Genomic DNA, 19,263 nt, shown 5'->3' with positions numbered 1-19,263 from the left:
CACTGCGCCGGCCGGACTGGAACACGATGAAACTTCGCGACCTCTTCAGCGATGACGCTGCGATCGAGCCGCAGGCGGAAGCTGTCGATGTGAAAGGCCTTGCGGTCGACAGCCGCGCGGTGAAGCCGGGCGACCTGTTCTTTGCCATTGCAGGCAGCAAGACCGACGGCTCCCGCTTCGTCGATGCCGCCATTGACGCGGGCGCGGTTGCGGTAGCCGGCGACCGCGCTTCGCCAGACCGCAGCGTGCCGTTCGTCGTCACGCCAAATCCGCGCCGTGCGCTGGCGCAGGCGGCGGCGAGATTTTATCCGCGCCAGCCTGCGACAACAGCAGCGGTGACCGGGACCAGCGGCAAGACGTCGGTCGCAGCGTTCACGCGCCAGGTCTGGGAACGGCTCGGCCATGCCGCGGCCAGCATCGGGACCATCGGCCTCGTTTCGCCGAAGCGCACGGTCTACGGCTCGCTGACGACGCCGGACCCGATCGCGCTGCACAAGCAGCTCGACGAGATTGTGGGTGAGGGCGTTACGCATCTGGCCTTCGAGGCATCCTCGCACGGGCTCGACCAGTTCAGGCTGGACGGCGTGCGCATCGCCGCCGGCGGCTTCACCAATCTTTCGCGCGATCACATGGATTATCATCCTGACGTCGCGCATTACCTCGCCGCCAAGCTGCGGCTGTTCCGCGATCTCGTTGCGCCCGGTGGTGCGGCGGTCATCTCGGCCGATCATGAGTGTTCTCAAGAAGTGATCGACGCGGCGCAATCGCGATCCCTGCGGATCATCACCGTCGGCCGCAATGCGGATGGCGCCGGTGAAGGCATCCGCCTCGTTGGTGCTACCGTCGAAGGATATGCGCAGAACCTTGCGCTGACGAACCGTGGGCGCAATTACACGATCAAGCTGCCGCTGGTCGGCGAGTTCCAGATCGAGAATGCGCTGGTTGCCGCGGGGCTGGCGATCGGCACCGGCAGCGAGGCGGATGACGTCTTCGCGACACTCGAACACCTCGAAGGCGCCAAGGGGCGGCTGGAACGGGTCGGCGAACACAACGGCGCGCCGATCTTCGTCGATTACGCGCACAAGCCGGACGCGCTGGCGAAGGCGCTGCAGGCGCTGCGGCCTTACGCCAAACGCAAGCTCGTCGTCATCTTCGGCGCCGGCGGCGACCGCGATGCCGGCAAGCGCCCGATCATGGGCGCGATTGCCGCCGAGAATGCCGATCAAATCATCGTCACCGACGACAATCCCCGCAGCGAAAATCCAGAAACGATCCGCGCCGCCATTCTGGCGGCGGCGAAGGGCGCCAGCGACATCGGCGATCGCGCGGAAGCGATCAGGGCAGCGATAGCCGCGCTGCAGCCCGGCGATGCGCTCTTGATCGCCGGCAAGGGCCATGAGACCGGCCAGATCGTCGGCGACAAGGTTTTGCCGTTCAGCGATCACGAGGCAGTGGCCGCCGCGCTGGCAGCGAGGGTGGCATGAGCACGGCGCCATTGTGGACCATCGCCGAAGTCGCGCGCGCGCTCGGGCTATCAGGCGAATATCCGGATACGCCGATTGATTTCGTCACGCAGGACAGCCGTTTGGTGAAACCAGGCTGCCTGTTCGTGGCGCTGAGCGGCACGCCGAGCGGCGGCTTCATTTCGAGTTTCGCCAGCGCGCGCGACGGCTGGGAATTCGCCGACAAGGCGCAAGCCGCCGGCGCGGCGGCGATGATCGTTCCGCATCGGATCGACGGTGTCAGCGTTCCGCAGCTGATCGTCAAGGACACGCTGATCGATGGTTTGTGGACATTGGCGCGCGCCGCGCGGGCGCGGTTCAACGGCCCGGTGATCGGCCTGACCGGCAGCGCCGGCAAGACCAGCACCAAGGAATTTCTCGCCGCGTATCCTGCCGCCTATGCCAGCCCGAGCAGCTTCAACAATTTCTGGGGCGTACCGCTGACGCTGTGCAACGCCAGCCCTGACGCGAGCGTGTGGGTCGTTGAAATGGGCATGAACCAATCAGGCGAGATCGCGCGGCTCAGCGAACTGACCCAGCCTACGGTCGCGCTTGTCGTGAACGTGCAGCCGGTGCACCTGGAAAAGCTTGGCAGCCTGGAGGCGATCCGGCGCGAGAAGGTGAGCATCGCGCAAGGTCTGCCAAAGGACGGCGTGCTGGTGTTGCCTGATGATGTCGAGGCGCCGGAATGGAACGGCAAGGTCGTTCGCTTCGGCGAAGCGTCTGAGGTTCGGGAACTGAAGCATACGGCCGAGGGCGAGAGCTGGAATGTCGCCGCCGATGTGAACGGCAAGCCGATCGAATTCGGCCTGACGCCCGGGGCCCCGCATCGCCTGCAGAACGCGCTTGCCGCGCTGGCGTCCATCCATGCCGCCGGGCTCGAACCCGCGGCGCTGGCCAACGAGCTCAGCCATGTCGGCATCATGACCGGCCGCGGCGTGGAACAGGCGGCCCGCGGCGTCACCGTGATCGACGACAGTTTTAACGGCAACCCGGCCAGCATGGTGGCAGCGCTCGGCAGCCTGAAGGCGCGGCCGGTGAAGGCCGGCCGGCGCATCGCCATTCTCGGCGACATGCTGGAATTGGGCGCTGACGCGCCCGCCTATCACGTGAAGCTCGCAAAAGACCTGCCTGATATCGACGGCGTCTACTGCGTCGGCCCGCTGATGCGCCATCTATATGATCTCGTGCCGGCGGAGCGGGCGCTCGGCTGGCATGAAGACCCGGCCACGCTCGATCCCCAGGAAATCGCCACATTGCTGCGGGACGGGGACGTGGTGGTCGTCAAGGGCAGCAAAAAGATGTTCTGGGTGAACAAGTTTGTGCCCCGGCTGCTGGCCGCCTTGCAGGCAAAGGCGTAAACTGGCCGCACTTGACGGCTGTTGTTTCGGCGAGACCCGATTCGTCAATACCCCATGCATGACCAAGATTTGCTTGGTTTGAGGATGAAAACGATTATCAAGGCGTTCCCGGAACGAAGGCGTTCTCGGAGCACTTCCCGCCAAAGACGGCGCAACCAAGCCGCGTGATAGGGCCTACCTGAATGTTTTACTGGCTGATCGAGCTTTCCAATACCGTCCCGGGTTTTGGCATCTTCCGCGGCTTGTTCAACGTGTTTCGCTACATCACCTTCCGCACCGGCGGGGCGATGGTGACGGGCGCGCTGTTCGTATTCCTGTTCGGCCCCTGGATCATCGATCATCTGCGGCTCAGGCAAGGCAAGGGCCAGCCGATCCGCACCGATGGCCCGCAATCGCACCTGATCTCCAAAAAGGGCACGCCGACGATGGGCGGGCTGATGATCCTGTCGGGCCTCGTCGTCTCGACGTTGCTGTGGGCCAATCCGCTCAATCCCTATGTCTGGATCGTGCTGGCGGTGACGCTCGGCTTCGGCTTTGTCGGATTTTACGACGATTATCTGAAGGTCACGAAACAGAGCCATAGCGGCTTCGCCGGCAAGCTGCGGCTCATGATCGAAGCGGTGATTGCGCTCGCGGCCTGCTATGCGCTGGTGCGGCTCGGCCGCGATGCGACCTCGACCTCGCTTGCGGTACCCTTCCTGAAAGATGTGGTGATCAATTTCGGCTGGTTCTTCGTGATCTTCGGCGCCTTCGTCATCGTCGGCGCCGGCAATGCGGTCAATTTGACCGACGGCCTCGACGGGCTTGCGATCGTGCCGGTCATGATCGCCGCGGCGAGCTTCGGCATGATCTCGTATCTGACCGGCAACGCGGTGTTCTCCGACTACCTGCAGATCAGATACGTCGCCGGCACCGGCGAGCTCGCGGTGCTGTGCGGCGCGGTGCTCGGCGCCGGACTCGGATTCCTCTGGTTCAATGCGCCGCCGGCCTCGATCTTCATGGGCGATACAGGCTCGCTCGCGCTCGGCGGCATGCTCGGCGCGACCGCGGTGGCCGTGAAGCACGAGATCGTGCTGGCCGTGATCGGCGGATTGTTCGTGCTGGAAGCCGTCTCCGTGATCGTGCAGGTCGCCTCGTTCAAGCTGACGGGAAAACGGGTGTTCCGGATGGCGCCGCTGCATCATCATTTCGAGCAGAAGGGCTGGACCGAGCCGCAGATTGTGATCCGGTTCTGGATCATCTCGGTGATGCTGGCGCTGGCCGGCCTCTCCACGCTGAAGCTGCGGTGAGCCGCGCGCGATGATTCCCGTCACCTCCTTTGCACGCAAGACGGTCGCCGTCTTCGGCCTCGGCGGTTCCGGCCTTGCAAGCTGTCACGCCCTGAAAGCGGGCGGCGCGGAAGTGATCGCCGGCGACGACAGCGCGGACAATATCGCCAAGGCGGCGCAGGCCGGTTTCACCACCGCCGATCTGCGCACGGTGTCGTGGTCGAATTTCTCGGCGCTAATCTTGACGCCCGGCGCGCCGCTCACCCATCCGGCGCCGCATTGGTCGGTGCTGATGGCGCGGCAGGCCGGCATTGAGGTGATCGGCGACATCGAATTGTTCTGCCGCGAGCGCCGTCGCCATGCGCCGGACGCGCCGTTCGTCGCGATCACCGGCACCAACGGCAAGTCGACCACCACGGCTCTGATTGCGCATCTGATGAAGGTGGCAGGCTACGACACCCAGATGGGCGGCAATATCGGCACCGCGATCCTGTCGCTGGAACCGCCGCGCATCGGGCGTGTGCATGTGGTTGAGATGTCGTCCTACCAGATCGATCTGGCGCCCTCGCTCGATCCGTCGGTCGGCATTCTCCTCAATATCAGCGAAGACCATATCGACCGCCACGGTACGCTGGAGCACTACGCCGCCGTCAAGGCGCGGCTGGTTGCCGGCGTGCAGCCGCAGGGCACGTCGATCGTCGGGGTCGATGATGGCTGGTCCCGCAACATCGCCGACCGGCTCGACCAGGCCGGCAAGCGCGTGGTGCGGATATCAGTGAAGAACCCGCTGCCCGACGGGATCTATGTCGAGCGCGAGACCATCGTGCAGGCCTCCGGCGGCGCGCGCCGCGAGATCGCAAGGCTGGGCGGCATCGGTTCGCTGCGCGGCCTGCACAACGCGCAAAATGCCGCCTGCGCCTCGGCCTGCGCGCTGGCGATGGACATCTCGACTGACACGTTGCAGAACGGCCTGCGCAGCTTTCCGGGCCTGGCGCACCGCATGGAGCAGGTCGGCCGCCGCGGCAACGTGCTGTTCGTCAACGACTCCAAGGGCACCAATGCCGATGCCGCCGCGCATGCGCTGTCGTCGTTCGCCGATATCTTCTGGATCGCCGGTGGCAAGCCGAAGCAGGGCGGCATTACCGGCCTGACCGAATATTTCCCGCGCATCCGAAAAGCCTATCTGATCGGCGAGGCCGCGCCGGAATTTTCCGGCACGCTCGGCGAGCGCGTGGCACACGAAATTTCAGAGACGCTCGATGTCGCCGTCGCCAGCGCCGCGCGCGACGCAGAGGCCTCAGGGATCGCCGATCCGGTCGTGCTGCTGTCGCCCGCCTGCGCTTCGTTCGACCAGTATCGCAACTTCGAAATTCGCGGCGCCAAGTTTCGCGATCTGGTGACGGCGTTGCCGGGCGTCAAGCCGGTGGTGTGAGCGCAGACTGTAGGATGGGTAGAGCGCAGCGAAACCCATCGCTGCGGTGTCGGATTGATGGGGTTCGCTGCGCTCTACCCATCCTACATCCTGCTCCTTCGAGGGCGTCGCAAATGGCAGTTCATGCTCCCTCACGTGCCCGTGTCCGTTTCGTGGTTGCAGTGCTTTCAGCGACCGTTGCGCTTCATACCGTCGCAGGGACGGCTTCGCTGGCGTCCGACGGCGTGACTCTCACCGAGTCGACGATTTCGTGGAGCACCGTCAACTACGCGACCTCTGCGGAGAACGGATTCGTCAGCGGGTCGCTCGACAAGAAGACCATCGTCGATCGCACGTTCAGGACCCACGTGCTCGAGAATCGTTATCTGAAGGTAACGCTCGTCCCCGAATTTGGCGGGCGCATTCTTTCCATCATTTACAAGCCGACCGGCCACGAACAACTCTATCGCACTGAGGTGGGCGTACCCTACGGGATGACGGCCGGCGTCTTTTATTACGACTGGCTGATGGTGTATGGCGGCATCTTCCCCACCTTCCCGGATGCCGAGCACGGCAGGGCGTGGCTGAAGCCGTGGAATTTCAAGGTGGTGAAGGAGAGCGCCGGCGAAGTGACGGTGTCGATGTCGCTCAAGGATGATGCCGCATATTCTGCCGCACCAAGCCAGTTCCTCAAGGGTTCGACGGGCATCGAAGCGACTTACTATGTCACGCTGAAAGCCGATCGCGCCGCACTTGATGCGCGCGTGGTGCTGAAAAACTCGCAACCCAGGGCGATCGATTACGAGTACTGGACGTGCACGACGCTCGCGCCGGGATCGGATCCGAATAATCCGAAGACGACCGGCGGCGCCGAAATCGTCGCGCCGATCGAGGCCTACAGCACACCCCGCTGGTCGGCCAATCTGTCCGAAGGCGACGAGAGCTTGGGTCAGGGCAGGAGCCGTTTCGAAAAACTGCGCTACTTCAGGAATTGGCCGACGATGGGCATCGCCTACGCGGCGCCCGATATGCAGGGCGGGAATTTTTGGGGTGTGATCAATCACGACAACGAGGAGGGGATCATCCGCATCGCCGACAATAGGGTCACGCCGGGCCTGAAGATGTGGACGTGGGGATATCAGTCGTTCACGAACGAGACCGACGCACGCAAGGACCCGAACGAAGCGCGGCCTTACGTCGAATTGTGGGCCGGCGTGTCGGACCAGTTTTTCCACCGCGCCAAGCTTCCCGCGCGGAGCGAAGTGTCGATTCCGGAGACCTACAGCCCGATCGTCGGCATGAGCAACGTGACGGCTGCGAACGAGAATATCCTGATCAATTTCTCGGCGGCGGCATCGAGCGTGAACCTTCAGTTCTTCAGCATCGAACCGGCCAAGCCGTTGCGCGTCACGTTTAAGCGCGGCGATGCGATATTGTTCAACGACGCCGTGAAAGCCGACCCGAAAAACGGAAATCGCATTTCCGTAGGGGTTCCTGCAGGCCACAGCGGCGAACAGGTGCGGCTGACGATCACGACCGCCGAAGGCAAAGAGCTGATCGCGGCCGAGACAAGAATAAAGTGATCTGACCGTAGGATGGGTAGAGCCATCGGGTCCGGCCTCCGGCCGGCCCGATGATAAACTCCGCGAAACCCATCAACTTCGCTAACCGACCCAGTATTCCAGAGACGGCGGTAGTTGAGCTGAGAAGCCGCGGCGTACTGGATACCGCCTTCGCGGGTATGACGACCTTTTGTGAGGTGCGCTCCCATCTTAGAAGTTACCGCCCCCGTTAACCCCCCGTAAACCATCCTGCGCCACCAATGGGCGTTACCTCTGCCATTTGGGGACGCCCATGCTCGCCCGTGACCAACGCACGCCGTTTTCGGACTGGTGGTGGACCGTGGATAAGCTGCTGCTCGGCGCGATCATGGCGCTGATGCTGGGCGGCGTCATCCTGTCGCTGGCGGCAAGCCCGCCGGTGGCGACGCGGATCGGGCTCGATCCTTTTCATTTCTTCGGCCGGCACGTGCTGTTCCTGTTGCCGTCCTTGATGGTGCTGATCGGCGTATCGTTCCTGTCTCCGAAGCATATCCGCCGCCTCGCGTTGCTGGTGTTCGTGGTCTCGATCCTGCTGATCGTGGCGACGCTGGTCTTCGGCGCGGAGGTGAAGGGATCGCGGCGCTGGATCACGCTGCTTGGCGTCAACATCCAGGCCTCCGAATCCGCAAAACCCGCTTTCGTGGTGATGGCGGCGTGGCTGTTTGCGGAATCGACCAGGCGGCCGGAAATGCCGGCAACGTCGATGGCGATCGTGCTCTTGCTGACGCTGGTGGCTCTTTTGGTCATGGAACCGGATTTCGGCCAGACCATGCTGATCCTGATGGTGTGGGGCGCGCTGTTCTTCATCGCAGGCATGAGGATGATCTGGGTGGCCGGCCTTGCCGGCATCTCGGCGGCCGGATTGTTCGGCGCCTATCTTCTGGTGCCGCACGTCGCAGGCCGCATCCGCCGCTTCATGAACCCGGCCTCCGGCGACACCTTCCAGGTCGACATGGCGATGGAAGCATTCTGGAACGGCGGCTGGTTCGGCCTCGGCCCCGGCGAAGGCATCGCCAAACGCAGCCTGCCGGACAGCCATACCGACTTCGTGTTCGCGGTGGCCGCCGAAGAGTTCGGCATCATCCTGTGCCTGGCGCTGGTTTCGCTGTTCGCCTTCGTCGTGATCCGGACGCTGACGCGCGCCTATTCGAACGAGGATATGTTCGCGCGCTTTGCGGCGTCGGGGCTTGCGATCCTGTTCGGCGTGCAGGCCGCGATCAACATGGCGGTCAATCTGCAACTGATCCCCGCCAAGGGCATGACGCTGCCCTTCATCTCCTATGGCGGCTCGTCGATGATCTCGCTGGCCTATGGGATCGGCATGATGCTGGCGCTGACCCGGCAACGCCCGAGCACCGAGGTGGAATCGATGAACGCGGCAGGCGCGGCGCGGGGCTACGCGTAGAACCTTATCGGTTCTGAAAACGCTATGGGGCGTGACTAGCGTCGCCGCGTCGGCTATTTGAAATCATGGAAAACGTGCCTCTCATTCTACTCGCCGCGGGCGGCACCGGCGGTCATCTGTTTCCCGCCGAAGCGCTGGGCGTCGAGCTCATCAAGCGCGGCTTGCGCGTGCGTCTCGCAACCGACGCCCGCGCGCTGCGCTACAGCGGCCTGTTCACCCCTGACAATATCGACGTGGTGCCGAGCGAGACCGTGCGCGGCCGCTCGCTGATGTCGCTGGTGCGCACCGCTTACATGCTCAGTTACGGCACGCTGGTTGCCGCCAGACTGGTGCGGCGGCTAAAACCCGCCGCCGTGGTCGGCTTTGGCGGTTATCCGACGCTGCCGCCGCTGATGGCGGCAAGGCTGCTCGGCGTGCCCGGTATCATTCACGACGCCAATGCCGTGCTCGGCCGCGCCAACCGCTTTCTTTCCCGTCGCGTCAACGCCATTGCCACCTCGCTGCCGGGCGTGCTCGATCGCGATCCCGATCTCGCAGGCAAGACGACGACCGTCGGCACGCCGATGCGCCCCGCGGTCCTCACGGCCGCCGCCGTGCCGTTTGCGTCTCCGGAACCGAACGGACCGCTGCGCGTGCTGGTGGTCGGCGGCAGCCAGGGCGCGCGGGTCATGAGCGATATCGTGCCGGGCGCAATCGAAAAGCTGGAGCCGATGCTGTGGAGTCGCCTGCTTCTGACGCAGCAGGTCCGCAAGGAAGACATGGGGCGGGTGCGCTCGATCTATGAGCGGCGCAGGATCAATGCCGAACTCGCGCCGTTCTTTACCGACCTGCCGGCGCGGCTGGCGTCCAGCCATCTCGTGGTCTCGCGCTCCGGCGCCGGCACGGTGGCGGAACTCGCCGCGATCGGCCGGCCCTCGATTTTGGTGCCGCTGCCCGGCGCGATCGACCAGGACCAGTTCGCCAATGCGGGCGTGCTGGCCCAGGTGGACGGGGCTTTACGGATTCCGCAGGCCGAATTCACGCCCGACCGGCTGGCAGCGGAAATCTCCGCCTTTGCCGCCGAACCGGCGCGGCTGACCGCGATGGCCGCCGCCGCCCGCAAGGTGGGCCGGCTGGATGCCGCGGAACGGCTGGCCGATCTGGTGATGAAAACCGCCGGAATCTAGGCCGTCGCGTGCAAAATTGCCCCTTGTCATGCCCCGCGAAAGCGGGGCATCCAGTACTCTGCGGCGCCTGATTTGAGCCTCAGCTTCGCGGGATACTGGGTCATCCGCTCCTGTGCGCAATTGCGCACAAGGCGGATGATGACGATTAAGGATGCTTCATGAGACTGCCGCGCGAGATCGGACCCATTCACTTCGTCGGGATCGGCGGCATCGGCATGAGCGGCATCGCCGAGGTGCTCGTCAATCTCGGCTACATCGTGCAGGGCTCGGACGCCTCCGAGAGCGGCAATGTCGCGCGGCTGCGGGAGAAGGGCGTCACGGTCTCGGTCGGCCACAAGGCCGAGAATGTCGACGGCGCCGACGTGGTCGTGGTCTCGACCGCGATCAAGCGCGACAATCCCGAATTGATGGCGGCCCGCGCCCAGCGCATTCCGGTGGTGCGTCGCGCCGAAATGCTGGCCGAACTGATGCGGCTGAAGAGCTGCGTCGCGATTGCCGGCACCCATGGCAAGACCACGACCACCTCGATGGTCGCAGCCCTGCTCGATGGCGGTAATCTCGACCCGACCGTGATCAATGGCGGCATCATCAATGCCTATGGCACCAATGCGCGGCTGGGGGCCGGCGACTGGATGGTGGTCGAAGCCGACGAGAGCGACGGCACGTTCCTGAAACTGCCGACGGATGTGGCCATCGTTACCAACGTCGACCCTGAACATCTCGACCACTTCAAGACGTTCGAGGCCGTGCAGGACGCGTTCCGCAATTTCGTCGAGAACGTGCCGTTCTACGGCTTTGCCGTGATGTGCATCGATCATCCCGTGGTGCAGTCAATCGTCGGCAGGATCGAGGACCGTCGCATCATCACCTATGGCGAGAACCCGCAGGCCGACGCGCGGCTGGTCGATCTGACACCGACCGGCGGCGGCTCCAAATTCAAGGTCGTGTTCCGAAACCGCAAGACCGACGCCACCCACGAGATCGCGGACATCATGCTGCCGATGCCGGGACGCCATAACGCCTCAAATGCGACGGCGGCGATCGCGGTGGCGCACGAGCTCGGCATTTCCGACGAGGCGATCCGCAAGGCGCTCGCAGGCTTCGGCGGCGTCAAGCGGCGTTTCACCCGGACCGGCGAATGGAACGGCGTCACCGTGATCGACGATTACGGCCATCACCCCGTCGAGATCGCGGCCGTTCTTAAAGCGGCGCGTGAATCCGCCAACGGCAAGATCATCGCCGTGGTGCAGCCGCACCGCTTCACCCGCCTGCAATCGCTGTTCGAGGAATTCTGCACCTGCTTCAATGATGCGGACGCGGTCATCGTCGCCGAGGTCTATCCGGCCGGCGAGGCGCCGATCGAAGGCATCGACCGCGACCATTTCGTGCTCGGCTTGCGCACGCACGGCCATCGCGAGGTGATTCCGCTGCCGAGTTCGGCGGAGCTGGCGAAAGTCGTTCGCGGCATCGCCGCCCCCGGCGATCTCGTCGTCTGCCTGGGCGCCGGCAACATCACGCAATGGGCCTACGCCTTGCCGGGCGAATTGAAGGCTTTGGGTTAGCGGTGGCATTCCCCGACATCACATCCGAACTGAAAGCCGCCATGCCGCAACTGCGCGGGCGCTTGCTGGCGAACCAGTCGCTGGCGGAGCTGACGTGGTTTCGTGTCGGCGGGCCGGCGCAGGTGCTGTTTACGCCGGCGGATGAGGACGATCTTGCGTACTTCTTAAAGCTGCTTCCGAAGGAATTGCCGGTCTATGTCGTCGGCGTCGGCTCCAACCTGATCGTGCGCGACGGCGGCATGGCGGGTGTGGTGATCCGCCTGTCGCCGCGGGCGTTCGGCGAGACATCTGCGTCGGGCGATATCGTCAGCGCGGGTACGGCCGCGCTCGACAAGCGGGTGGCGGAGACCGCGTCAGCCGCCAATATAGGTGGCATGGAATTCTTCTTCGGTATCCCCGGCACCATCGGCGGCGCGCTGCGGATGAATGCTGGCGCCAATGGCAGCGAGACCAAGGATGTACTAGTCGAGGCCGTCGGCATCGGCCGCGACGGTACGAAACACATCTTCAACAATGCCGACATGAAGTTCGTCTATCGCAGCAGCGGCGTCGACCCATCGATCATTTTCACCTCCGCGCGTTTTCGCGGCGCCATCGCCGACCCCGAAACCATTCGCGCGCGGATGAACGAGGTGCAGAACCATCGCGAAACCGCCCAGCCGATTCGCGAAAAAACCGGTGGTTCGACCTTCAAGAATCCACCCGGCAACAGCGCGTGGAAACTGATCGACGCTGCCGGCTGCCGGGGCTTGCGCGTCGGTGGGGCGCAGGTCTCGGAAATGCACTGCAATTTCCTCATCAACACCGGTAATGCTACCGGGCATGATATTGAAACGCTGGGTGAAACCGTGCGCGAGCGGGTTAAAGCGAATTCTGGAATTGAGCTACACTGGGAAATCAAAAGGATCGGAATCGAGCAAAGCTGATGCGGATTACCATTCTCTTTGGCGGCACTAACACGGAGCGGCTGGTCTCGGTCGCGAGCGGCCAGGCGCTGCATCGGGCGTTGCCCGAAGCCGATCTCTGGTTCTGGGACGTTGCCGATACCGTGCATGAGGTCGCGTCGCAGAAGCTGCTCGGGCACGCGCGTCCGTTCGAGGATGAATTCAAGCCCGGCAACCGCGGCCTGCCGCTCGAAGCGGCGCTCGACAAGGCGAAGTCCGAGGATCGCGTGCTGGTGCTCGGCCTGCATGGCGGCCGGGCCGAGAACGGCGAATTGCAGGCGATGTGCGAACTGCGTGGGATTCCCTTCACCGGCTCCGGCTCGGCGTCGTCCAATCTCGCCCTGGACAAGGTGGCGGCCAAACGATTCGCCGCGATAGCGGGCGTAGCAACGCCGGCCAGCGTCACCCTGGAACACCTCGACGCGGCGTTCGCCGAATACGGCAAGCTGATTGCAAAGCCGGCGCGGGATGGATCGAGCTACGGCCTGATCTTCGTCAATGCGCAGCAGGATCTTGTCGCCGTCCGCAACGCCGCCAAGACAGAGGAATATCTGATCGAGCCGTTCGTCTCAGGAGTGGAGGCGACCTGCGGCGTGCTGGAGCAGTCGGACGGCTCGATGTTTTCGCTGCCGCCGATCGAGATCGTGCCCGCGGATGGCGCGTTCGACTACGCGGCGAAATACCTGCTGAAATCGACCCAGGAGATCTGTCCGGGGCGATTTTCGCCCGAAATCAGCGCCGCGCTCATGGACCAGGCGCTGCGGGCGCACCGGGCGCTGTCGTGCAGCGGTTACTCCCGGACCGACTTCATTGTCTCGGCGAAGGGGCTAGTTTACCTGGAAACCAACACGCTGCCAGGCTTGACCGCCGCATCGCTCTACCCGAAGGCGCTGAAGGCGCAGGGGATCGAATTCCCGGATTTTCTGCGTGATCAGATCACGCTGGCCGAACGGCGCAGCCGCGAGCGGGTTTGACCGGCCGCACAAGCCATTAACAGGTCGTTAACCCGGAACTAACCTCGCCACGAGAATTATTGCTAAAATCCTAAGAATTGTGGGGCAAACCACTCAAAAGACGCACCAAAGCGCGTCCGCAGCGCCCCGAATTTACACTTTGTTTACCAGGAAGTCCGAAGGTTAACGCTGGCGGCGCATGTTGCGCTTGGCTCCGGGGCGTGCGCTGTTCCGACTTCAGATCAGCACCAAGTCCGGCAAGACCGAGGCGTCACATGGGCCGGAACCCGCAAAAATGCTTGCGGGAACAACACTTGGACAGGCTCGTGCAATGGATGGTGCAGGACGCCTCGCTCGGTCGGTGAGATCGCTGGGGCCCCAAGCTGACCTGAAAGCGGCCGCTATTGGAGCGGCCGTGCTGCTGCGCGAGCGGCTGGGCCTTCGTGCCCGCGTCCCGGCAAAGCGCGTGGTCGATCGCGAGCCGCCGAATCGCCTGGTCCGTCTGGTCGAACGTCATCTTCCGAATCGCCTCGGCGTCACCCTGACCGCGCTGATGTTGCTCGGCAGCGCCGGCCTTGGGATCGTCAAGGGCGGTCATGTTGACGAATTCATGGTTGCGCTCAGCGACACCCGCAACGCGTTGGCCAATTCAGCCGGGTTCCGCATCACCGAGGTTGCCATCAACGGCCGCAAGCAGTTGAGCCAGGACGAGGTGCTCGCGATCGGTGGCGTCAATGGCCGCTCTTCGCTGCTGTTTCTCGATGCCACCACCCTGCGCGACAAGCTCAAGGCGAATCCCTGGATATCAGACGCGACCATCTTGAAGCTTTATCCGGGCCGGCTGCAGATCGACATCGTCGAGCGCACGGCGTTCGCGCTGTGGCAGCAGGACGGCCGGCTGTCCGTGATCTCGGAAGATGGCGCGGTGCTGGAGCCCTACGTGTCGCGCCGCTTCGTGACGCTGCCGCTGGTGGTGGGCAAGGGCGCCGACGTCAAGGCCCGCGACTTCCTCGCCCTTCTGGACCGCTATCCGCAGGTTCGCGCAGCGACCAAGGCTGCGATCTTCGTCGGCGAACGGCGCTGGAATTTGCGGCTGAAGGACGGCCTCGACATTCGCCTGCCGGAGAACGACGTCGGCAACGCGCTTGCCATGCTGAGCAAGCTGGACAAGGACGACCGGCTGTTCTCGCGCGACATCGTCGCCGTCGACATGCGCCTGCCGGACCGCTTGACGGTGCAACTGTCTGAGGACGCGGCCAAGGCCCGCGAAGAACTGTTCAAGGAAAAGAAACCAAAGAAAAAGGCCGGTGACGCATGACCGGCCTCGATCGCAACCAGACCCCGAAGACGCGTCCCGTCGATCACAAGCGCACGGCGCTGGTGGCGTCGCTCGATGTCGGCACCAGCAAGATCGCCTGCATGATCGCGCGGCTGAAGCCGTCGCCGGCGAACGACGCGCTGCGCGGCCGCACCCATGCGGTGGAATTGATCGGCTACAGCCAGATCCAGTCGCGCGGCGTCAAGGCAGGCTCCGTGGTCGATCTCGCCGAATGCGAGCAGGCGGTGCGCCAGGCGGTGGCGCTGGCCGAGCGCATGGCCAAGGTCCGTGTTGAGTCAATATTGCTGTCGGTTTCCGGCGGCCGGCTGCAGGGCCAGCTGGTCGAGGCCGCGGCCGATATTCGCGGTGGCGCCGTTACCGCAGATGACGTCACACGGGTGACCTCCACCGGCATGCGCCACGCCACCGGCGAGGGGCGCACGGTGCTGCATGCGTTGCCGGTCGGCTACGCGCTGGATGGCGTCAAGGGCATCCGCGACCCCCGCGGCATGGTTGCCCGGCAGTTCGGCGTCGACATGAACGTGGTGACGGCGGACGCAACGGTTGCGCGCAACCTGATGCTGGTGGTCGAGCGCTGCCATCTCAATGTCGAAGCCATGGCGGCGAGTCCTTATGTCGCAGGCCTGTCCGTGTTGACCGACGACGAGGCCGATCTCGGCGCCGCCGTGATCGAAATGGGGGCCGGATCCACCACGATTGCGACCTATTCGGCCGGCCGCTTCGTTCATGCCAGCGGATTTGCGCTCGGCGGGCAGCACGTGACGATGGATCTTGCACGCGGCGTCGGCGCATGCATTGCGGATGCCGAGCGAATCAAGACTTTATATGGGACCGTGCTGACCGGCGGGTCCGACGCGCGCGAGCTGATGTCTGTTCCGACTGCAGGCGAGGAACACGATGCGCCGCAGATCGTCTCGCGCGCCACGATCGCGAACATCGTCCGGCATCGCGCCGAGGAGATTTTTGAAATGGTCCGGGACCGGCTCGCGGATTCCCCCTTTGCGGCAGAGCCGCGGGCGCGGGTTGTCTTGAGCGGCGGCGCGTCCCAGCTGACCGGCACCGTCGAACTCGCCACGCGCATTCTCAACCGGCCGGTCAGGATCGGCCGTCCGCTCGGTTTCGGTCGGCTGCCCAACGAGGCCAAGAGCGCCTCGTTCGCGGTGCCGACCGGCCTCTTGGTCTATCCGCAATACGCTCATCTGGAACACGTCGAACCGCGGCATACGCGGCAGCTCAGGACAGGGACTGACGGCTATTTCGGAAAGGTCGGACGATGGCTTCGCGAGGGCTTCTGATGACCGGTCCAGTAACCAAACGATTTTCACCAAATCCCGCGGCCGCCGGCCCGGGCGAACCAAAGCGCGCGTCGTAATCGAGAGGCACCCATGGCACTCAATCTGACCCCCCCTGACATCAGTGAGCTGAAACCGCGGATTACCGTCTTCGGCGTCGGTGGAGCAGGCGGCAATGCCGTCAATAACATGATCACTGCCGGGTTGCAGGGCGTCGATTTCGTCGTCGCCAACACCGACGCGCAGGCCCTGACCATGTCGAAGGCCCAGCGCATCGTGCAGATGGGCACGCAGGTGACGCAGGGCCTCGGCGCGGGGTCCCAGCCTGATGTCGGCGCGGCGGCGGCGCAGGAGGTCATCGACGAGCTTCGCGACCATCTCTCGGGCGCCAACATGGTGTTCGTCACCGCCGGCATGGGCGGCGGCACCGGCACCGGAGCAGCCCCGGTGATTGCCAAGACCGCGCGCGAAATGGGCATCCTTACCGTTGGCGTCGTGACCAAGCCGTTCCACTTCGAGGGCATGCGCCGCATGCGCACCGCCGAGTCCGGCATTGCCGAACTGCACAAGGTGGTCGATACGCTCTTGATCATCCCGAACCAGAACCTGTTCCGGGTCGCCAACGAAAAGACCACCTTCGCCGACGCCTTCGCGATGGCTGACCAGGTGCTCTATTCGGGCGTTGCCTGCATTACCGATCTGATGGTCAAGGAAGGCCTGATCAACCTCGACTTCGCCGACGTCCGCGCCGTGATGCGCGAGATGGGCAAGGCGATGATGGGCACCGGCGAAGCCACCGGCGATAAGCGGGCGCTGACCGCAGCCGAAGCCGCGATCGCCAACCCGCTGATCGACGACTCATCGATGAAGGGCGCCCGCGGCCTGTTGATCTCGATCACCGGCGGCAAGGACCTCACGCTGTTCGAAGTCGACGAAGCCGCTACCCGGATTCGCGAGGAAGTGGATCAGGACGCCAACATCATCGTCGGCGCCACCTTCGACGAAACGCTCGACGGCATCATCCGCGTTTCCGTCGTCGCCACGGGTATCGAGCAGGCGCAGATCGCGCGCAATGCCGCCGCCGCTCCGGCGGTCGCTGCCACTGCGACGGCCACCGGCACGTCCACGCCCGACAACCGTCTGGCCGAACTGACCGCTCGCCTTCGCGCCGACAATGCCCGCCTGGCCGAACGCGCCCAGAAGCTCGAGCCAGCGCCCGCGCCGCAGGCGGTTGCTCCGGTTCCCGCGCAGGCCCCTGCCGTCGCGTCGGCGCACCGCGCAGCCAGCAATGTCGAGCGTGCAGCGCTCGCCGCGATCGCCGCGGCGGTCGAGACGCCGCAACAGGCTCCGATCCAGCCGGCGTCCTATGGCGATGTCACGGTCCGCCCGATCGCGCAGAAGCCGACCTTGTTCCCGGATCATAACGAGGCCGCCCGCGTCGAGCCCGAGCAGCCTGCGACACCGGAAACCTTCATCCCGCAGGCGGCCGAGCGTCCGCCGTCCCGCTCGCCGCGGATGCCGAAATTCGAGGATCTCCCGATGCCGGCGCAGGCCGAAATCCGGCAGGCCCGCGGCGACGGCGAGGAGGAGCATCCGCAGAAGACCCGGCTGTCGCTATTGCAGCGGCTTGCCAATGTCGGCCTCGGCCGCCGCGACGAAGAGACCGAGCCGCCGATCGCGGCCCGCGCCTCCGGTCCCGCGATGGCGCCGCTGCCCGATCGCAAGCCGCAGCGCACCGTCGCCCAGCAAATGGCGGCGAATCACGAGCCGGTATCGGAGTACGCTAAGCGCCCGGCGCCGCAGGGTTTGGACGTCCATGGCCGCCCGGCACCTGTTGCGCCGACGCCACAGGGCGACGACCATCTTGATATCCCGGCCTTCCTCCGACGCCAGGCCAACTGAGGTTTTGTAACAATTGAGGCAAGCCAAGTGGCCCCGGCTGACCCAGCCGGGGCCCTTCTCTTTGGGGTGGTGGCGAGCCTCGGTTGACCACTCAAGCAACTGATTTTAAATGATTAATTATTCATTCCATGATCGGATAATACAGCTGAAACGGCCCTCGGCCGCGCCGGAGTTTGGTTAACCCTTGGCGCGATTGCGGCAGAGATAGGGTAACAATCCGTAAAGAAGCGTGAGTTGGCGCGCTTTGGGAAATGACTATGGTTTGCCGTGACTTGGGGATGCCTAGAACGCGAATCGGCGCTCACGCGTGGTTCCAGTCTTTAGGTTAAGTCGGGTAGTGGGCAGTTATCGATGAAATTCAGCCGCCAAACGACGCTTCGTGCGCAAGCCACCGTAACGGGTGTTGGCGTTCATTCCGGTTTACCTGTCAGCCTGACGCTTGGACCGGCACCTGTGGATGCGGGTTTTATTTTTGTCCGCACCGGCCTTGATGAGGCCGACCGCGAAGTTCCCGCAATCGCGGAATCCGTGACCGCCACCGATCTCGCTACCGTTCTCGGCGACCGCGAAGGCCCGCTGGTTTCCACCGCCGAACATGTGCTCGCTGCCTTGCGCGGCATGGGCGTCGACAACGCCATCATCGAAGTCGACGGTCCGGAAGTTCCGATCATGGACGGCAGCGCGGCGGCCTTCGTCGCCGCCATCGATCAGGCCGGCATCGTCACCCAGTCGGCCTCGCGCCGCTTCATTCAGATCTTGAAGCCGGTGCAGGTCGCGATCGGCGATAGCTTCGGCGAGCTGCGACCCCATGCAGGCGGGTTCCGCGTCGAGGTCGAGATCGATTTCGCCAATCCCGTGATCGGCCGCCAGAATTTCTCGCTCGATCTCAACCCGGAAAGCTTCCGCCGCGAGATTTCCCGCGCCCGGACTTTTGGCTTCATGAACGACGTCGCGCGGCTCTGGAGCGCCGGCTTTGCGCGCGGCGCCTCCTTTGAGAATACCGTGGTGCTCGATGACGCCCGTCTGCTCAACACCGAAGGGCTGCGCTTCAGCGACGAATGCGCCCGCCACAAGGCGCTGGATGCGGTTGGCGATCTTACCCTGGCCGGTTTGCCGCTGCTCGGCGCCTACCGCTCGGTGCGTGGCGGCCACAAGCTGAACCACGCGGTGCTGACAGCCCTGTTGGCCGATCGCAGCGCTTGGCGGGTGGTCGAGGCCGAACCGGCACGCCGTCCCCGCGCCCATGTCGAGGCCGGCGCGGGCATGGTGGGCGGCTTGATCGCCCCGGCCTATGGTCCGGACGTTTCCTGACTTTCGCTTCGCTTGTGAAATGCACTGACGTCGGACGTGAAAGGCCGGGCTTTGCCGTACGGACGCGTTTTCCGTAGTAACCACAATTGGTAACGATGCCCGTTCCGCCGCCTTAATCCGGGCGAATTGGCTGCGTATTCGGTTGGTTGAGGACCATTTTTCGGCTACAGAGGCTCGCGGTTGCACGACAAGCGCCACGGGCCCCTGAGGAATTACGCATTTGGGCACGGGAAATATGGCTTCCAT

The 19,263-nt window shown here is 64.4% G+C and carries 14 protein-coding genes and 1 pseudogene; all 15 read left to right on the top strand.

What is annotated here, in order from left to right:
- Positions 1–26 precede the first annotated feature (26 nt).
- The 15 genes and pseudogenes from IVB22_RS38470 (at position 27) to lpxC (ending at position 19,017) form a co-directional block, all read left to right on the top strand.
- Positions 27–1,484, top strand: coding sequence for a UDP-N-acetylmuramoyl-L-alanyl-D-glutamate--2,6-diaminopimelate ligase (locus tag IVB22_RS38470; RefSeq protein ID WP_247522344.1), 1,458 nt, complete (start codon positions 27–29; stop codon positions 1,482–1,484).
- Entirely contained in the window at positions 1,481–2,863 is a 1,383-nt protein-coding gene (gene murF / locus IVB22_RS38465; RefSeq protein WP_247522343.1) for a UDP-N-acetylmuramoyl-tripeptide--D-alanyl-D-alanine ligase, read from the top strand. The genes IVB22_RS38470 and murF overlap by 4 nt, the downstream gene beginning before the upstream one ends.
- Positions 2,864–3,045: 182 nt before the next feature.
- On the top strand, positions 3,046–4,152 hold the full coding sequence (gene mraY, locus IVB22_RS38460) for a phospho-N-acetylmuramoyl-pentapeptide-transferase (protein ID WP_212417627.1): 1,107 nt from the start codon (positions 3,046–3,048) through the stop codon (positions 4,150–4,152).
- Between the two features lie 10 nt (positions 4,153–4,162).
- Entirely contained in the window at positions 4,163–5,563 is a 1,401-nt protein-coding gene (murD, locus tag IVB22_RS38455; RefSeq protein WP_247522342.1) for a UDP-N-acetylmuramoyl-L-alanine--D-glutamate ligase, read from the top strand.
- A gap of 113 nt (positions 5,564–5,676) precedes the next feature.
- Positions 5,677–7,125 (top strand): DUF5107 domain-containing protein, encoded by a 1,449-nt coding sequence (locus tag IVB22_RS38450; RefSeq protein ID WP_247522341.1) that lies wholly within the window; start codon positions 5,677–5,679, stop codon positions 7,123–7,125.
- 271 nt (positions 7,126–7,396) lie between these two features.
- Positions 7,397–8,548: a putative lipid II flippase FtsW gene (gene ftsW / locus IVB22_RS38445; protein ID WP_247522340.1), complete on the top strand. Its 1,152-nt coding sequence runs from the start codon at positions 7,397–7,399 to the stop codon at positions 8,546–8,548.
- A 65-nt stretch (positions 8,549–8,613) separates the two neighbouring features.
- On the top strand, positions 8,614–9,714 hold the full coding sequence (gene murG / locus IVB22_RS38440) for an undecaprenyldiphospho-muramoylpentapeptide beta-N-acetylglucosaminyltransferase (protein WP_249805667.1): 1,101 nt from the start codon (positions 8,614–8,616) through the stop codon (positions 9,712–9,714).
- Between the two features lie 158 nt (positions 9,715–9,872).
- Positions 9,873–11,276, top strand: a complete 1,404-nt coding sequence (murC, locus tag IVB22_RS38435) for a UDP-N-acetylmuramate--L-alanine ligase (protein WP_247522339.1) — start codon at positions 9,873–9,875, stop codon at positions 11,274–11,276.
- A 2-nt stretch (positions 11,277–11,278) separates the two neighbouring features.
- Complete coding sequence (gene murB / locus IVB22_RS38430; RefSeq protein WP_247522338.1) at positions 11,279–12,202, top strand: UDP-N-acetylmuramate dehydrogenase; 924 nt, start codon at positions 11,279–11,281, stop codon at positions 12,200–12,202.
- Entirely contained in the window at positions 12,202–13,194 is a 993-nt protein-coding gene (locus tag IVB22_RS38425) for a D-alanine--D-alanine ligase (protein WP_247522337.1), read from the top strand. Before murB ends, IVB22_RS38425 begins: the two co-directional genes overlap by 1 nt.
- A gap of 84 nt (positions 13,195–13,278) precedes the next feature.
- Positions 13,279–13,538 (top strand): annotated as a pseudogene (locus tag IVB22_RS38420) (D-alanine--D-alanine ligase); the annotation flags it as partial.
- The gene (locus tag IVB22_RS38415) at positions 13,505–14,491 is read left to right on the top strand and encodes a cell division protein FtsQ/DivIB (protein WP_247522336.1); all 987 of its coding nucleotides are present in this window, start codon (positions 13,505–13,507) and stop codon (positions 14,489–14,491) included. The pseudogene IVB22_RS38420 and the gene IVB22_RS38415, both read left to right, overlap by 34 nt.
- On the top strand, positions 14,488–15,807 hold the full coding sequence (ftsA, locus tag IVB22_RS38410; protein WP_247522335.1) for a cell division protein FtsA: 1,320 nt from the start codon (positions 14,488–14,490) through the stop codon (positions 15,805–15,807). Before IVB22_RS38415 ends, ftsA begins: the two co-directional genes overlap by 4 nt.
- Positions 15,808–15,897: 90 nt before the next feature.
- Positions 15,898–17,706 carry a cell division protein FtsZ gene (ftsZ, locus tag IVB22_RS38405; RefSeq protein ID WP_247522334.1) on the top strand — a complete coding sequence of 603 codons (1,809 nt, stop codon included), beginning with the start codon at positions 15,898–15,900 and terminating at the stop codon, positions 17,704–17,706.
- Positions 17,707–18,057: 351 nt separating this feature from the next.
- The gene (gene lpxC, locus IVB22_RS38400; protein ID WP_247522333.1) at positions 18,058–19,017 is read left to right on the top strand and encodes a UDP-3-O-acyl-N-acetylglucosamine deacetylase; all 960 of its coding nucleotides are present in this window, start codon (positions 18,058–18,060) and stop codon (positions 19,015–19,017) included.
- Positions 19,018–19,263: the final 246 nt, after the last annotated feature.

This window comes from Bradyrhizobium sp. 190 (genome assembly GCF_023073415.1).
In the GTDB taxonomy this organism is placed as follows: Bacteria; Pseudomonadota; Alphaproteobacteria; order Rhizobiales; family Xanthobacteraceae; genus Bradyrhizobium.
The sequence above is the reverse complement of the archived record's forward strand: the minus strand, read 5'-3'. Positions and strand labels throughout refer to the sequence as shown.

Excerpts from the sequence above, each read along its gene's own strand:
- IVB22_RS38470 (WP_247522344.1), top strand. The coding sequence starts at position 27 with ATGAAACTTCGCGACCTCTTCAGCGATGACGCTGCGATCGAGCCGCAG.
- murF (WP_247522343.1), top strand. The coding sequence starts at position 1,481 with ATGAGCACGGCGCCATTGTGGACCATCGCCGAAGTCGCGCGCGCGCTC.
- mraY (WP_212417627.1), top strand. The coding sequence starts at position 3,046 with ATGTTTTACTGGCTGATCGAGCTTTCCAATACCGTCCCGGGTTTTGGC.
- murD (WP_247522342.1), top strand. The coding sequence starts at position 4,163 with ATGATTCCCGTCACCTCCTTTGCACGCAAGACGGTCGCCGTCTTCGGC.
- IVB22_RS38450 (WP_247522341.1), top strand. The coding sequence starts at position 5,677 with ATGGCAGTTCATGCTCCCTCACGTGCCCGTGTCCGTTTCGTGGTTGCA.
- ftsW (WP_247522340.1), top strand. The coding sequence starts at position 7,397 with ATGCTCGCCCGTGACCAACGCACGCCGTTTTCGGACTGGTGGTGGACC.
- murG (WP_249805667.1), top strand. The coding sequence starts at position 8,614 with ATGGAAAACGTGCCTCTCATTCTACTCGCCGCGGGCGGCACCGGCGGT.
- murC (WP_247522339.1), top strand. The coding sequence starts at position 9,873 with ATGAGACTGCCGCGCGAGATCGGACCCATTCACTTCGTCGGGATCGGC.
- IVB22_RS38425 (WP_247522337.1), top strand. The coding sequence starts at position 12,202 with ATGCGGATTACCATTCTCTTTGGCGGCACTAACACGGAGCGGCTGGTC.
- IVB22_RS38415 (WP_247522336.1), top strand. The coding sequence starts at position 13,505 with ATGGATGGTGCAGGACGCCTCGCTCGGTCGGTGAGATCGCTGGGGCCC.
- ftsA (WP_247522335.1), top strand. The coding sequence starts at position 14,488 with ATGACCGGCCTCGATCGCAACCAGACCCCGAAGACGCGTCCCGTCGAT.
- ftsZ (WP_247522334.1), top strand. The coding sequence starts at position 15,898 with ATGGCACTCAATCTGACCCCCCCTGACATCAGTGAGCTGAAACCGCGG.
- lpxC (WP_247522333.1), top strand. The coding sequence starts at position 18,058 with ATGAAATTCAGCCGCCAAACGACGCTTCGTGCGCAAGCCACCGTAACG.